Origin of the sequence: Paraflavitalea pollutisoli (assembly GCF_029360705.1) — a bacterium.
Taxonomy (GTDB): Bacteria; Bacteroidota; Bacteroidia; order Chitinophagales; family Chitinophagaceae; genus Paraflavitalea; species Paraflavitalea pollutisoli.
The window spans coordinates 1,779,674-1,791,846 of record NZ_JARKMX010000008.1; the positions used below are offsets into that span (position 1 = coordinate 1,779,674).

General features: G+C 48.0%; 18 protein-coding genes. 5 read left to right on the forward strand and 13 right to left on the reverse strand.

Features of this window, described 5'->3' with window-relative positions:
• Positions 1-38: 38 nt before the first annotated feature.
• The 3 genes from P2W70_RS20785 to P2W70_RS20795 form a co-directional block, all read right to left on the reverse strand.
• Positions 39-611: an SMI1/KNR4 family protein gene (locus P2W70_RS20785; protein WP_276483444.1), complete on the reverse strand. Its 573-nt coding sequence runs from the start codon at positions 609-611 to the stop codon at positions 39-41.
• 113 nt (positions 612-724) lie between these two features.
• Positions 725-949, reverse strand: a complete 225-nt coding sequence (locus tag P2W70_RS20790) for a helix-turn-helix domain-containing protein (RefSeq protein ID WP_276483445.1) — start codon at positions 947-949, stop codon at positions 725-727.
• Between the two features lie 42 nt (positions 950-991).
• On the reverse strand, positions 992-1,234 hold the full coding sequence (locus tag P2W70_RS20795) for a helix-turn-helix domain-containing protein (protein ID WP_276483446.1): 243 nt from the start codon (positions 1,232-1,234) through the stop codon (positions 992-994).
• Between the two features lie 364 nt (positions 1,235-1,598).
• Between P2W70_RS20795 and P2W70_RS20800 the strand changes: the two genes are divergently transcribed.
• Both P2W70_RS20800 and P2W70_RS20805 read left to right on the forward strand, forming a co-directional pair.
• Positions 1,599-1,865 carry a hypothetical protein gene (locus P2W70_RS20800; protein ID WP_276483447.1) on the forward strand — a complete coding sequence of 89 codons (267 nt, stop codon included), beginning with the start codon at positions 1,599-1,601 and terminating at the stop codon, positions 1,863-1,865.
• 517 nt (positions 1,866-2,382) lie between these two features.
• Complete coding sequence (locus tag P2W70_RS20805; RefSeq protein WP_276483448.1) at positions 2,383-2,562, forward strand: hypothetical protein; 180 nt, start codon at positions 2,383-2,385, stop codon at positions 2,560-2,562.
• 723 nt (positions 2,563-3,285) lie between these two features.
• Here P2W70_RS20805 and P2W70_RS20810 read toward each other — a convergent pair.
• Positions 3,286-3,807 (reverse strand): ATP/GTP-binding protein, encoded by a 522-nt coding sequence (locus P2W70_RS20810; protein WP_276483449.1) that lies wholly within the window; start codon positions 3,805-3,807, stop codon positions 3,286-3,288.
• A gap of 16 nt (positions 3,808-3,823) precedes the next feature.
• Positions 3,824-4,378, reverse strand: a complete 555-nt coding sequence (locus tag P2W70_RS20815) for an Imm21 family immunity protein (protein WP_276483450.1) — start codon at positions 4,376-4,378, stop codon at positions 3,824-3,826.
• An 87-nt stretch (positions 4,379-4,465) separates the two neighbouring features.
• Here P2W70_RS20815 and P2W70_RS20820 point away from each other — a divergent pair, with 87 nt between their 5' ends.
• The 3 genes from P2W70_RS20820 (at position 4,466) to P2W70_RS20830 (ending at position 6,322) form a co-directional block, all read left to right on the forward strand.
• On the forward strand, positions 4,466-5,164 hold the full coding sequence (locus P2W70_RS20820) for a helix-turn-helix transcriptional regulator (RefSeq protein WP_276483451.1): 699 nt from the start codon (positions 4,466-4,468) through the stop codon (positions 5,162-5,164).
• An 88-nt stretch (positions 5,165-5,252) separates the two neighbouring features.
• Entirely contained in the window at positions 5,253-5,678 is a 426-nt protein-coding gene (locus P2W70_RS20825) for a VOC family protein (RefSeq protein ID WP_276483452.1), read from the forward strand.
• A gap of 41 nt (positions 5,679-5,719) precedes the next feature.
• On the forward strand, positions 5,720-6,322 hold the full coding sequence (locus tag P2W70_RS20830) for a YdeI/OmpD-associated family protein (RefSeq protein WP_276483453.1): 603 nt from the start codon (positions 5,720-5,722) through the stop codon (positions 6,320-6,322).
• A 107-nt stretch (positions 6,323-6,429) separates the two neighbouring features.
• Here P2W70_RS20830 and P2W70_RS20835 read toward each other — a convergent pair whose 3' ends face one another.
• From P2W70_RS20835 to P2W70_RS20870, 8 genes are all read right to left on the reverse strand, one after another.
• On the reverse strand, positions 6,430-6,777 hold the full coding sequence (locus tag P2W70_RS20835; RefSeq protein ID WP_276483454.1) for a DUF3024 domain-containing protein: 348 nt from the start codon (positions 6,775-6,777) through the stop codon (positions 6,430-6,432).
• A 70-nt stretch (positions 6,778-6,847) separates the two neighbouring features.
• Positions 6,848-7,459: a hypothetical protein gene (locus tag P2W70_RS20840; protein ID WP_276483455.1), complete on the reverse strand. Its 612-nt coding sequence runs from the start codon at positions 7,457-7,459 to the stop codon at positions 6,848-6,850.
• Positions 7,460-7,523: 64 nt separating this feature from the next.
• A complete protein-coding gene (locus tag P2W70_RS20845; RefSeq protein WP_276483456.1) occupies positions 7,524-7,886 on the reverse strand; it encodes a hypothetical protein in 363 nt (120 codons plus the stop codon).
• 52 nt (positions 7,887-7,938) lie between these two features.
• Positions 7,939-8,658, reverse strand: a complete 720-nt coding sequence (locus tag P2W70_RS20850) for a hypothetical protein (protein ID WP_276483457.1) — start codon at positions 8,656-8,658, stop codon at positions 7,939-7,941.
• A gap of 46 nt (positions 8,659-8,704) precedes the next feature.
• Positions 8,705-9,424, reverse strand: a complete 720-nt coding sequence (locus tag P2W70_RS20855) for a hypothetical protein (RefSeq protein ID WP_276483458.1) — start codon at positions 9,422-9,424, stop codon at positions 8,705-8,707.
• A 274-nt stretch (positions 9,425-9,698) separates the two neighbouring features.
• Complete coding sequence (locus P2W70_RS20860) at positions 9,699-10,793, reverse strand: DUF695 domain-containing protein (RefSeq protein WP_276483459.1); 1,095 nt, start codon at positions 10,791-10,793, stop codon at positions 9,699-9,701.
• Positions 10,794-10,818: 25 nt separating this feature from the next.
• Complete coding sequence (locus P2W70_RS20865) at positions 10,819-11,403, reverse strand: hypothetical protein (protein WP_276483460.1); 585 nt, start codon at positions 11,401-11,403, stop codon at positions 10,819-10,821.
• A 45-nt stretch (positions 11,404-11,448) separates the two neighbouring features.
• On the reverse strand, positions 11,449-12,120 hold the full coding sequence (locus P2W70_RS20870; RefSeq protein ID WP_276483461.1) for a DUF7691 family protein: 672 nt from the start codon (positions 12,118-12,120) through the stop codon (positions 11,449-11,451).
• Positions 12,121-12,173 lie beyond the last annotated feature (53 nt).

The following is a 12,173-nucleotide window of genomic DNA, read 5'->3' on the forward strand; positions in this document are numbered from 1 at the left end:
GCAATTTCGTGGGAGGGAATTGAAGCATCCTCCATCAATCAACTTTCATCATCCTCAACCTCTCTTTCCTTTTCCGCCTTATCTAATGCAAAAATAAGATCAAAAAAATCCTGGGCGTGTGGCTCTACTTCATTTGCACGCTCATGATCCCACAATACAATTGGATAATTGAAGTCTAATACATGCTTGTTGGCATCAAAACACAATAAACCCCAGTCACTCCAATCGGCAAAAGGTATATAACCTTTATCAATAAGAAATTCCCTCGGATAGCCGTCGAACACCATTTCAGTTAGCCTTGCTCGCCAACTATCAGATGGATGTGCGCAAAAAGATGCTGAGGAAATATGGAGCTCATAGAAATGTTTATGTTTCAAAAAAGCCACATACGCTGAAGGTAATTTATACCCTAACCTCCCCTCAAACTCAACGACTTCCTCATCTACAACTGTGCTTTCAACGGGTAACCAGGACTGCCACTCGTCGTTCTTATCCTGATTTGGATCGACCATAAGGCTTTCAACATTTACGGGCAGTTTGTTTAACCCCATATTAACTATACGCATGAGATGCGTATCAATAATGTCTTTAATTGTCTGCAACTTTTGCATAAATCTGATTTCAACAATATAGAGCTACCTAAGGACCTACGGGCCTGAAGTAACTTTACTTATAAACAAATTATATTCCTGCTTACGCTTTCTTTTTAATTAAACATAGGAAATCAAAAAAAATTCTTTACACTAACACCAAACACTTTGCAGTAACTGCGAACTACGTAGATAGAAGCTCCCCCACCAGTTTCGTACCGGCTCACCGACAGAGGATCGACACCAAGCTCATGCGACAAGACAGTCTGGTTCATGTCAGCTGCTTCACGAATCTCCCGTAAGCGGGCAGCGATTTGATCCCTGAACTTGATATCTTCTTTATTTAGTTTATCAGCCATAAGGTAAATATGAGCTACCACAGCAATACTTAAACAGTAAGTCTATTTAAACAACTCCGAATCAAAAAACTCCTTCAGAGTAATCTCGAAATACTTGCAGTATTTAGAAATGGTGTAGATCGTAGCCCCATTCCCCTTCTCAATCCGGTTCACAGCCTGTTTGTCCAGGCCGAGGTCATAAGCAAAGTCCACCTGGCTTTTCCCGGTGCTCTCACGTAACTGCTTTAGTCGTTCCGTAATTTGCTGTTTGAGTTGAAGATCCTCTTTGCTTAATATCACTGCCATGGTACAATGTTCCGGTAGCCGAAAAAAAATAAGTAAACAGCCCTGTTGACTTTCAATTATTCCCCTATCTTTACTGGACCAACCTACAGGCACAGCTTACAGGTCTTGCCCGCGAATCTGACAGTTCAATAGGGTCGCAAGTGTAAGTAAGTGCCCAATCTTATAGCGCATATAGGGTTGGGCCTGCTTATGACCTTTGTGACCAATGCCCGGCAACGGGCAGGCTTTGTCAGAGCCGGCGGACAAAGGAAAGAACAGGTTCAGCCTCTATGTGTTCTCTGCCTCCACGCAGACATATACCCGCATCCGATCTTTTCCTCCAACCTGTATCGCTATCCATCTTTATTCACCATTAATCAGGTCTATGCCCGCAAACAGCAAGGGCGGTCTGCCGTCCGTACCCGTAATCGATGCACGTCCCGTTAAAGAGGTAATGGAAGAATTCTTCACCAACTACCATCCCGACGACGCCGAAAAGATCCTGTGGGAATGGCTGGTAGCGGCCCTTACCCGAGATCACAGCATTTACTCCAACGCGAAAGAACGCGCCAATCTTATTTTCTTTTACGAAAACCTGAAAGAATTGATCAGCACCATGTGGCTGGTTCATCATAGCAAAGTACTCGGTTAGTAGCAGCCGTAACCGGGGAACTGGTTACGGTTTTCCGGAGGAATACACCAATTCACTTCTGCAGGCCGGGCCCCTGGTTGAAGACGGAGGACTGTCCGCATTTTTTGTGGATGCACGGCTTTCTTACCGTATGCCAGCAAAGAGCCTGCGAGGTGGTTGGTCGTTGATCCGTACCCTATTTTAGTTCACACACCTAAATCCTACTATCAATCAGCCGTAGCGCCCCTACCCCTACTCGTAGTACGCTTCTGCACCACCAACCACCACGCCACTTCATACCCAAAACATCAAAAACCTTTCCCGCAAATTAATGCGGCAGCCGGCACACCGGCCGCCAAATGGTTCGGCATAAAGCGGAGATACCAGCCATCAACAGTCGAACCCGCACAGGCAATAGTAAGTCGGGCAACAGCCGCCATCCGCCTATTTATTCCGCTTCCATTTGGCCTTGCGCGATAGCCGCATTGAATGCTGCGGGCAGCTTTTGCTGTTATTTTTTACTATTAAATGTTTTGTTATGAAGTATTATCTCGTAGCGTCGGTTACTTGCTGTATGGTAGGCATCGAGCAGTGCATCGTCTACCAGGTGGGGCTGGCACAGCAGGCGGCTTTTGAAAAGCAGTTCGCAGGCCGCATTCTTCAGGTTAGCTTCAGCAAGCGTGCACTACCAGCAGCTCCACTCCGGCAGTATAGCTAGGGCTTCGGCCCTTTTCCAGAAGAGCCTGGCGAATCAGCTTGTTGGCGGTAGTAGCTACGCTCACTTTTCCATGTTTTCGCGCAGGCGTTCCTGCCCGGCACTTCTTTTTCGTTTCTTCTTCACTTTCTTTTGCAACAGTATTAGAGCAGGTTTTCAACCCATGATATAACATTTTTATACCATACATAGGCTAAAAATAGACCCCCAACAACACTTTAAATCATTCATTTACTTGCGCTTGTAGCGCTTTCGGGGCGTGGCGAGTGCACTGAATATTTGCGTCCAAGCATGGTAAATGGGCGCTAACTGTATGATTATAGCGCTGTTATAGGCCTGTGGAAACCACCAGTATATACTGCGTATTGCACTGGAAGGCCCTTTCAGTGCAATGCCTAGGCCTAGTCAGTGCAATGTGGAGAGCATTCCCAGGCCATATCGCGTACAGTCCGGGTACCCTCCGCATACACTCTAAGCGCTTTTACCCATCATTCCTGGTACGTGCAAAATCCTGGCGTCGGTGGATATTATGGACATGCGGCATTTATTCGACCAGGCAACCCGGGACTGATCAGACCTCTCAGGTATCCTGGTTATTATTCCTTATCAATTTTGTCGAAGGGGGAAACAGAAGTATTGAATATCAGCGATTAATACTATGTAATTTATCATTACCCGAATTGTGTCCGCAGTGCGGACACAATTCGCATTAAAGATTATAACTATCTAAATAGCGAGTGTACTGATCTTACCGACCACCTGCTGCTCCCGCTCCGCCAAACTGCCTTTTACTTCCATAACATCAATAACCAGGTCAGGCAACCATTCCATCAGTATGTCATTGACATCCTCGCGCAGTTGGGGTAATTCTTCCTTTGGCAACTTGATCCTGTCGGGCGATTCGATAGGCACTACCACCAGCAAATCGATGCCCGCCATAGCAGCTTCCATGCGGCTGTAATATTGACGAACGATATCATCACCCTGCAAAGCCTGGATATACGCCAGCAAGTCAAGCGGACATCGATCATAGATCACGTTTGGTTCCGGCTTGGCCAACAGTTTAAAAGAACGTTCCAGTTGAACAAGAAAATCATCGACCGTAGGTTCCTCCGCAAACACATATCCTCTTTCTTCCAGGTCATAAAAAGGTTCCTGCACATAGTCGTAACCGGTAAGGGATGCCTGCAGTCGTTCTGCCAAACTGGTCTTCCCTACCCCATGGGCTCCTGTAATCGCAATTCTCATGATTCTTTCAGTTGACTCAACCTACCTTTTCCAGTTTATGCAACAACACCTGCGTCTGCTCATCGGGCTCATACATCGCTGTCGACACAAAATACGATCCCACCGGCATGTTGATCGCCAAGTAATCCGGCTCGCGCAGGATGATCGCATAGGCCGCCGCATCAAACAGCACCAGGTACTCGTCCACCACCCGGAAGATGCCAAATTCCTGCCAATCTGTGATCGACGCAAGGGGCAATTGCTTCAGGTAGGCTTCCACTTTCGCAAAGCTTTCCCCAGATACAGCCCGGGCAATGACCGTCACGCTGTCGATGGGTGGCAACACCGTAGTGGGCAAGGCATCATCATTCAGTACCAGCGCCTGATTATCGTCCACATCCACCAGGCCCAGCATATCCTCCACCAGGCATGCCTTGCCATAATCGGCTTGTTCGGCATCCATAAAATCGGCCGCATCCTCCAATTTGTTGTCGGCATAAGCCCGGCTATCCAATACGCCACTCCACCCCTTCACACTGTTTTCATCCATCAACACCAATGGGCCACCGCCTGATTCAATCCATTTCAACATAACAATAAGTAAGATTCGCCGCCAAGATACCAAACAATCGCCAGATGATTTATCTTACCATCCCGATCAAACACCCGAAGATCTGCCATGAACGACAACGAAACATCCCGGCTCTCCCGCCTCACGGCCATCCTCAACCAATTACAGGCCAAACGCATGGTGACTGCCACCGCGTTGGCCGAGAAGTTCGGCGTCAGCATCCGCACCATTTACCGGGACATTCGGTCGCTCGAGCAGTCAGGCGTGCCCGTACTCACGGAAGAAGGCAAGGGCTATTACCTCATGGAGGGCTACCGCATTCCGCCCGTCAGTTTTACCGAAACAGAAGCCAATGCCCTCATCACCGCCGAGCAATTCGTGCTGAAAAACAAAGACGCCTCTTTTGTCAAGGCCTATGTCGACGCCATCGACAAGATAAAAGCCGTACTGCGCAGCACCGCCCGCGAAAACGTCGAACTGCTCTCTTCCCGCACCGCCATCAGCGCCAGCAGTGCCGCCGCCCACACCAGCAATCATTTAGCGACCTTACAACAGGCCCTGACGGCATTTAACGTGGTTCGACTCACCTACCGCAAGCCCGACAGTGACAGCGAAGAAATTCGCCTTGTAGAGCCTTTTGCCATCCTCAGTACCCAGGAAAACTGGTTAATGGTAGCCTTTTGCCGCCTGCGCAACGATTTTCGCAACTTCCGGCTGGACCGGATCGTGCAGGTACAGGTACAACCCGATAAATTTACACCCCACAAACTGTCGCTGGAAGAGTATTTCCGGAAAACCTGGAAATAATTGGAAACCTTTTTGACACCCCTGACACAGGGCTGTCACCACGCCGGCCGAATTTTGTTGTATCAAACAAACGATAAAACAAAACATCATGGCAACACCCAACACATTGCGCGGACTGGCAACCATCACCTTCTTCGCAAACGATCTGTCCGCTGCCCGCCAGTGGTATGCCAACTTCCTCGGCATGGATGCTTATTTTGCTTTTCCTAAGGAAGGCGATCCCGCCTACATCGAGTTCCGGATCGGCGACTACCAGCATGAGCTCGGCCTCATCGATGCCAAATACGCCCCACAGCCTCAGGGGCAGCCAGGCGGCGCTGTCACTTACTGGCATGTCGATGACATCGAGGCCGTATATGCCCGTTTGCTCTCCCTGGGGGCCACTCAATACGAGCCCATCACCCAACGCGCCAACAGCAATTTCGTGACGGCCTCCGTGATCGATCCCTTCGGCAATGTGCTCGGCATTATGTACAACCCACATTACCTCGAGATCGTAGGTACTGCGCGATGACCTGTATCCCTTCCATCTATTAACCCTTTCAAAAGCATCACATGACCAAAGCATTGAAAATACTACGTCCAGCCAGCCCCGCCGATTGGCGCACCTGGCTATCGCAACATCACCAGCAAACTGCCACCGTATGGGTGGCGGTGTCGAAAAAGAATGCGGATCAGCCCACCTTGAGTCAGGCAGAAGCGGTTAACGAAGCCCTTTGTTATGGGTGGATAGATGGAACGGCGCAGTCGCTGAATGAGCATTACTTCCTGCAGTCGTTCAGCCGCCGCAAGCCGAAAAGCGTTTGGAGTAAGATCAATAAAGAAAAGATCAGGCAGTTTAAGAAGGCGGGTCGCCTGGCACAACCCGGGCTGGATAGTATCGCTGTGGCCAAGGCCAATGGCTATTGGAATATACTCGATGAAGTCGAAGCATTGATCGTTCCCGAAGACCTGGCAAAGGCCCTGCGTGGAAAAAAGGCCGCCAACGAATATTTCACCAACCTCGCCCGCAGCCGCAAGAAGCGGCTATTGCAGTGGATCGTACTGGCCCAGCGTCCGGAAACAAGAAAGAAGCGGATCACGGAGATTGTAGCGGCTGCAGCTACCCGTGGAATGCCGAATGGGTTTGAGACAGTTTCTTTACCTCGTCGTGCGTAATCGATTGGCCGCCTGCAATGCGGCTCATAGCTTCTTCTTATTTTGTATTGTATTGTTCGATGGTTACTGAAGAGGCTTACCTCAGGTGTATACCATTGTCGACGTACTTACCCCTTAAAACACCGGTATTTGTCTTCCTCTACCAGGTCCAGAAAATCTTCCAGTAAAGGCACTTCAGGCATCGGTTTGTAGATATTCCATTGACCACTGGCCCTCATCCACAATACCTTCCAGGTATTCGTCTTTTTGACAAACGTTGCTTTAGCATAACGCATGTGGATCTTTTCACCGGGCGTGCTCCAGGAGGGTCTTATTTCAAACAATACCACACTTTGATCTTCGATCTCATAAGAGATGTCCAGCATGTCACGGATGTCCTCCGATGGCCGGATCGCCTCCACATAGTTCTCCATCAATTCGATCACATCTACGGTATTCATTAACGGTAAGGCCATAACAAAAGGTTTTGATCTAACAGACAGCTCGGTGTACAATGATCTACCTAAATCATCGTCTGGCAGGTAGTTAAACAAGTCTTGCAAGATACGGAACCTTACCATCCATAAACTCCTTCCTTTGTCTTGTATTCCCCAGTTCCATGACAAAACTTGTCCAACCTCCTTCTGCATTCCTGACCGCGCAACTCCATTCCCCCGTCACATCGTCGTCGAATTGCCAAAGAATATGATAGCCAAATTCGTTCGTAAAGCCCTCACCATCCGCTTGTATAATCCCGTTCGTAACATTCCACAATTTCTGCTTAAGACAATTGATGATTTCAAAGTTGTCGTCATCAAAAGCTGCGTTCAGTATCCTAAATGCGTAAATAACTTTTACGGTATCAAAAAAGGTCTGCAACCAGGAAACAGCAGAAACTGGTCTATAATCGTTAATAAACTCCCGGAATTCGTCCAGCTCCTTTTGACCAATTTCGCCATCAACGACTGCACTTCGTTCCAGCTGTGCCAAAGGAATGCGTTGCTCGTTTAGAATATTTAGTACTGTCCAACTGGAGGGTGTCTCGGTTTGAAGAAGCTCAAACTGAGCCTTCAATCCCTCCCCAGCCAGGGCATTCAGTAGTTCGTCAACTTGAACGTCAGGATCTCGAGTACCCAAAACTCTTACATAATATGCCATAATACTATTATATAGATTTAACCACTGTTTTCACACGCACCTGTTCAAAACGTCTCGATTTTTTTCATGGCCTTTTCGTCGACTCTCCAATCGTCAGCAATAACTCTTTCGTTTTACGCATAAAATGGAGCCAGCGCTTGTCCTCCAGTAGCTCGGGTACATCCGGCATGTATTGATTGTACATATCCGAAGTAGTACTATATACGTCCACAAATTCTTCCAATGCCAACATCTGCGCATCCGTCCAAAAATCCATAAACCAATCCCATGTCAGGCAACGTTCAATCGTTTCACATTGCGCCAACAACTCTTGCCCAACATGTACAAAGGGAACATCTTTTTTATACATCAGCAATGCATCGACGGATGAGATACATTCCAGCGTCCGGAGGGTATGATACTTGACATTTTTCTGAAGTTCTTCCATAAATAGTAGGTCAATTACAAAATACTTCAAATGCAACAATCAACCAATTGTACTACTGCAAATCGCCGATGATTTCCTCTTCGAATACAGCAGGATCGATCGAATCCCTGAATACGTTCGAATAAACGGCCTGATCCCCATCACCCAAAACCAGCCTAAAATCGGTCACAAAAGAGCCACTATACCGTCTCAGCTTAGAAATGACGATATCTTGTGGACACAACAATACAATGGGTGCGCCAGTCGTACAGAAGCTGTATTCACTCAACTTTCTTTCAATTTTTATCCAATTTCCCTGTCTGTCTTTGACCTCCCGATGCATAAACTGCAACGAAAACATTCCTCCCAGGTGAATAGCAGAATCTGAAATATTACGAACGTAAAATAAAAATGACTTATAGTGGTTTGTCGAATCTTCCAGCACCTGGTAATTTTCCTGCAAATATTCCTCGGGCGAGTCGGTTTCTGACGAAGTATCAACCACTATCTGCAAGGTATTATCAGAATACCTACGACTGCGAACTTGCCAGTAATCATTCGCCCAGGGAGTGTTGCCTTTAATATATTGCCGACCGATACGGATAGTATCTAAAATTGGCCCCAGGTAGTAAATGGGATAGCCGCTATGCTCCCGCCATGTCAAGAAGGAGTCTGGCACCACGGCTGTATCCGAAATAACGATTCCGTCCAATGAAAGATTAGTAACTCGGGCAGGCCGCTGTTTGCAACAAGCGAGAAAGAATATTATCGATAGGGATAGGATAACACGCATAGGGGCTTTTAGATAAGACGCAACAGCCCCCATTTTTCACAAGCCCCTACCAAAACTTCCACCAGGGCTTCTTAGCTACAGCATGCACTATAACTCGTGGAGCGCTCGCCACCTCGGTAGCCGCCTTACGCGGAGGCTGGATCTTTATACGAAGTTCTTTCGTCCACCCTTTATAAGTATCGCCCAACGGCTTCAGTTGCTCATCCAACGGATAAGGCAGCCTCAACTTTCGCATAAAGTCGAGCAATTGCCAATCCTCCTGGCCATACACATCGCCCTCGTAGGCTTTCTCCACGCCATCCGATTCCAGGTCCCACCGCACCAGGTAATTGCTAATCGCTACCGGCGATAAACCCGGCACGTATTGGGCAACCACCGTCGCATCACCGGCCCAACTGGCTATTTCTTCCGTATCCAAATTTTCCTCCCAATAGTCAGGAAGGGGATTGAAGCGATCCACCTCTACCCCATTCACGAACAAATTATACATCCACAGATCACCATCATGAATATGAAACGAGAATACGGGCGTCGCCAGGTCTTTCGAAATAAAGGTCGACGCCTCGTCCCATTCCATAAAGTCAAAGGAGTGGAAGATGGAGGTATTCCCATTCTCTTCCAAAATCACAAAACAATGCTCGTCCCGAAGAGGCAGTTCCTCCTTTGCAAGGCCACCACCGGCAGACTGCATATAATTGGCCAAACTACCTGCCACCGCCTCCTGCCCCTTACCTACCACACTGGTCATCGAAAGAAACATACCCATATCACTACATTTTGATGCAACTTAAGAATTAATCACCGATTACTCCCCCAGCTATGCGATCCCGCCCACCCAAAAAAGTGGCCGGCCACCCAACAGGTACACCGGCCAACAGTTTGCACAACAAAATCACTGAAAACCGCCCGCTGCCACGCAAGCGGCATCAATGTTCTTGTTTCAAATATAATATACAGTTCTTCCGGTCCCCAGGCAAACCCATAGTCGTGCAGATTAGGCCGGTAACTGTGCAGATTTTGCCGAAAACTGTGTAGCTATCCTACCGTTGCCGGTACTGCTCCACCGACTGCCAGTATTTATCCTTAAAGATGTCATAACTGATGTCGATCCGACCCTCATACTTTTTGACCGTCGCAAATAACACTTTCGATACCTGCCGGAATTCCTTACAAGCCCAATAGATCGTTCTCACATTATTGGCAGTCGTTCTGCCAATATGTAAATACCCCGCTGCAGCCGGCAACACCGGTGTCAGTTCATCTTCAATCGCATTCAGCAGGTCGCTGGTATTACGGTCCGGCATGCCCTGAGAGGCCTTTCCACCGTACTTCAATTCGAGCACTACCATCCAGGGATGCGAGGCCTTACCATCCCATTCCAGCAGATCCTGGTCAATGACCCCGATAATCGGGTTCCCGCTTTTTAGTGTCCCCTCCATCAAAGCATATTGCCCATCTCCGTTATCATGCCATACGTCACTGTACTTCTCCACAAATTCCTTTTCCCGCCAGATCAGGTAGTCTTTCAGTTTACCCATCGGGATCAGTTCCTGCTCCTGCTGTTCCCGCCCCCGCACCGTCACCTTATCGATGGCGGTGGCAGCGTATAGTTCGCCCAGGTAATTGTCAAGGAAGATAAAAACCCCGTTTACAATGGTATCACGATCAGTTTCATTGAATCCATCATACACAAATACGATATCGACCTCATCCGGATAGTCCTCGTGATGCGTGGCATAAAAAGAAAGATTGCTTTCCTTAAATTCATACCCATCCATATTGATGTTGACATCTTCGATGGAAAGGGCCGGCTTTAAAGCAGTAATCCGCCAATGCGGTATGGCAGGGGCAGCAGCCACCAGCTCTTCTACAAAGACAATATTCTCCAAGGCACCGTCAGCCGTCAGCACCAGCTCCGCACAGTGATCATCATACATGCCTGTCAGGTACCAATATCCGTCTTTCAACGCGTTCAACTTCGGTCCCAGCTTATCGAAAAACTCCTTCTCCAGATCGCCACGCTGTTTTACTACCTTGTGAAAAGCAGCGGCATTCGATTGAAACCATTTCCAAAAATCATCGTAAGTAACAACCGGTGCTTCTATCTTGCTAAATAGTCGACTCAACAATCCCATATACAGTCAAATAATAAATTAAAACTCAAAGGCTCCTCCTAATCGTGCTGCTACCACGCTCGTCGGAATTGGCATTCCGCTTCCGCTCATCGTTCATCTTTTTCATCACCAGACCAAACGCCCCAAGCGCAACACCCGTCGACGCTATGGAGTCGATGTCCGTCAGATAAGCGATCACCCCGGCAGGCACACCCACCACCACAGCTCCTAGCAGGGCCCAGCCAAGGTATTTTAGATTGCCTTTCTTAGTCGCCCGTAAGGCGCGCTCATTCACGCTCACAAAATCAATATCGCTCGTTAGGTAAAGCTTGAAATTGTCGACAAACAGATCCCAGAGCTTTTCATCTTCTACCGACATCAATTGGTAGACGGTATCGACCTCGAAGGTAGCAGTGACCATCCCTTCCTTGATCGTGACGCGGATAGCAGACTTCACCTTCAACGGATTGAAAGTACACATATTCAACGCCGCCGACCCACGCTTAATCGTCAACCCTTGTTCCTGCCTATCAACCACCTTAAAACCCGACTGCTCAAAATACTGCACGGACCTTTCCAACAGGTCATCACCAGCTGCATCAAACAGAATATGTCTTCTAATGGTTATCATACTGAATTAAACAATCATCCTTAAATTATTATTATTCCACTCGCTTCAATGCGTAAACACCACCATCTCCACACCGCGCTCCGCACACGCTTGAAAACTGTCCCTGATATCGCCCAACATGTCCCGCAATTCGTCAGGGTCATCATACGCTTCAATAGCCGCCAAATCATCCAGATCAATTTTCTCCATCACCGCATTCACCTCATCGATGGCCTGTCGGGAATACAACTTGATCGCAGGAAAATCTGTAATTCTCGGCAGATCAAATACCTCCTCCCCTTCAAAGATACCCTGCAGATCGAACGACAAGCCTTCTTGCCGCAAGATAGCAGCAGCCGCCTTAAAAGTACTCCCCCCATAAAAACCATCGCAATGCGGAAGCAGGTGTTCGCCCAACAGATCACAAACCACCAGCAACACATAGCCATAACCATGGGCGATCTTTTCGTTCAGTCCGGTAACCGGCTTGCCCTTCACCAGTCCCCAAAAGCGGTCTTTGGCAGACTTCCGTTCCGCAGGAGGAATATACCCGAACACGATATCTTCCAGCGCCTGGTCAAAATCGAACTGGTATTCTTTCGGCAAATCATCCATTTCGGCATAATGCCCATACAGATTCGTATTCTTAATCTTTTCTAATAGTTCCCGATCTTTTGATCCGAATATGCTCCTGACAGCATCGACACGCACAGCAAATGGAATCGCAGTTATACCCATACATTATTTAATAGTTGATCGCTCCTTTCACAATCCCCCTCCACCGCACCAAT

What these genes read in the sequence shown, in the direction of transcription:
- P2W70_RS20850 (WP_276483457.1), bottom strand. Translation starts at nt 8,658, where the DNA reads ATGCGTGTTATCCTATCCCTATCGATAATATTCTTTCTCGCTTGTTGC.
- P2W70_RS20815 (WP_276483450.1), bottom strand. Translation starts at nt 4,378, where the DNA reads ATGTTGAAATGGATTGAATCAGGCGGTGGCCCATTGGTGTTGATGGAT.
- P2W70_RS20810 (WP_276483449.1), bottom strand. Translation starts at nt 3,807, where the DNA reads ATGAGAATTGCGATTACAGGAGCCCATGGGGTAGGGAAGACCAGTTTG.
- P2W70_RS20785 (WP_276483444.1), bottom strand. Translation starts at nt 611, where the DNA reads ATGCAAAAGTTGCAGACAATTAAAGACATTATTGATACGCATCTCATG.
- P2W70_RS20825 (WP_276483452.1), top strand. Translation starts at nt 5,253, where the DNA reads ATGGCAACACCCAACACATTGCGCGGACTGGCAACCATCACCTTCTTC.
- P2W70_RS20835 (WP_276483454.1), bottom strand. Translation starts at nt 6,777, where the DNA reads ATGGCCTTACCGTTAATGAATACCGTAGATGTGATCGAATTGATGGAG.
- P2W70_RS20840 (WP_276483455.1), bottom strand. Translation starts at nt 7,459, where the DNA reads ATGGCATATTATGTAAGAGTTTTGGGTACTCGAGATCCTGACGTTCAA.
- P2W70_RS20860 (WP_276483459.1), bottom strand. Translation starts at nt 10,793, where the DNA reads ATGGGATTGTTGAGTCGACTATTTAGCAAGATAGAAGCACCGGTTGTT.
- P2W70_RS20870 (WP_276483461.1), bottom strand. Translation starts at nt 12,120, where the DNA reads ATGGGTATAACTGCGATTCCATTTGCTGTGCGTGTCGATGCTGTCAGG.
- P2W70_RS20790 (WP_276483445.1), bottom strand. Translation starts at nt 949, where the DNA reads ATGGCTGATAAACTAAATAAAGAAGATATCAAGTTCAGGGATCAAATC.
- P2W70_RS20820 (WP_276483451.1), top strand. Translation starts at nt 4,466, where the DNA reads ATGAACGACAACGAAACATCCCGGCTCTCCCGCCTCACGGCCATCCTC.
- P2W70_RS20805 (WP_276483448.1), top strand. Translation starts at nt 2,383, where the DNA reads ATGAAGTATTATCTCGTAGCGTCGGTTACTTGCTGTATGGTAGGCATC.
- P2W70_RS20800 (WP_276483447.1), top strand. Translation starts at nt 1,599, where the DNA reads ATGCCCGCAAACAGCAAGGGCGGTCTGCCGTCCGTACCCGTAATCGAT.
- P2W70_RS20845 (WP_276483456.1), bottom strand. Translation starts at nt 7,886, where the DNA reads ATGGAAGAACTTCAGAAAAATGTCAAGTATCATACCCTCCGGACGCTG.
- P2W70_RS20830 (WP_276483453.1), top strand. Translation starts at nt 5,720, where the DNA reads ATGACCAAAGCATTGAAAATACTACGTCCAGCCAGCCCCGCCGATTGG.
- P2W70_RS20865 (WP_276483460.1), bottom strand. Translation starts at nt 11,403, where the DNA reads ATGATAACCATTAGAAGACATATTCTGTTTGATGCAGCTGGTGATGAC.
- P2W70_RS20855 (WP_276483458.1), bottom strand. Translation starts at nt 9,424, where the DNA reads ATGGGTATGTTTCTTTCGATGACCAGTGTGGTAGGTAAGGGGCAGGAG.
- P2W70_RS20795 (WP_276483446.1), bottom strand. Translation starts at nt 1,234, where the DNA reads ATGGCAGTGATATTAAGCAAAGAGGATCTTCAACTCAAACAGCAAATT.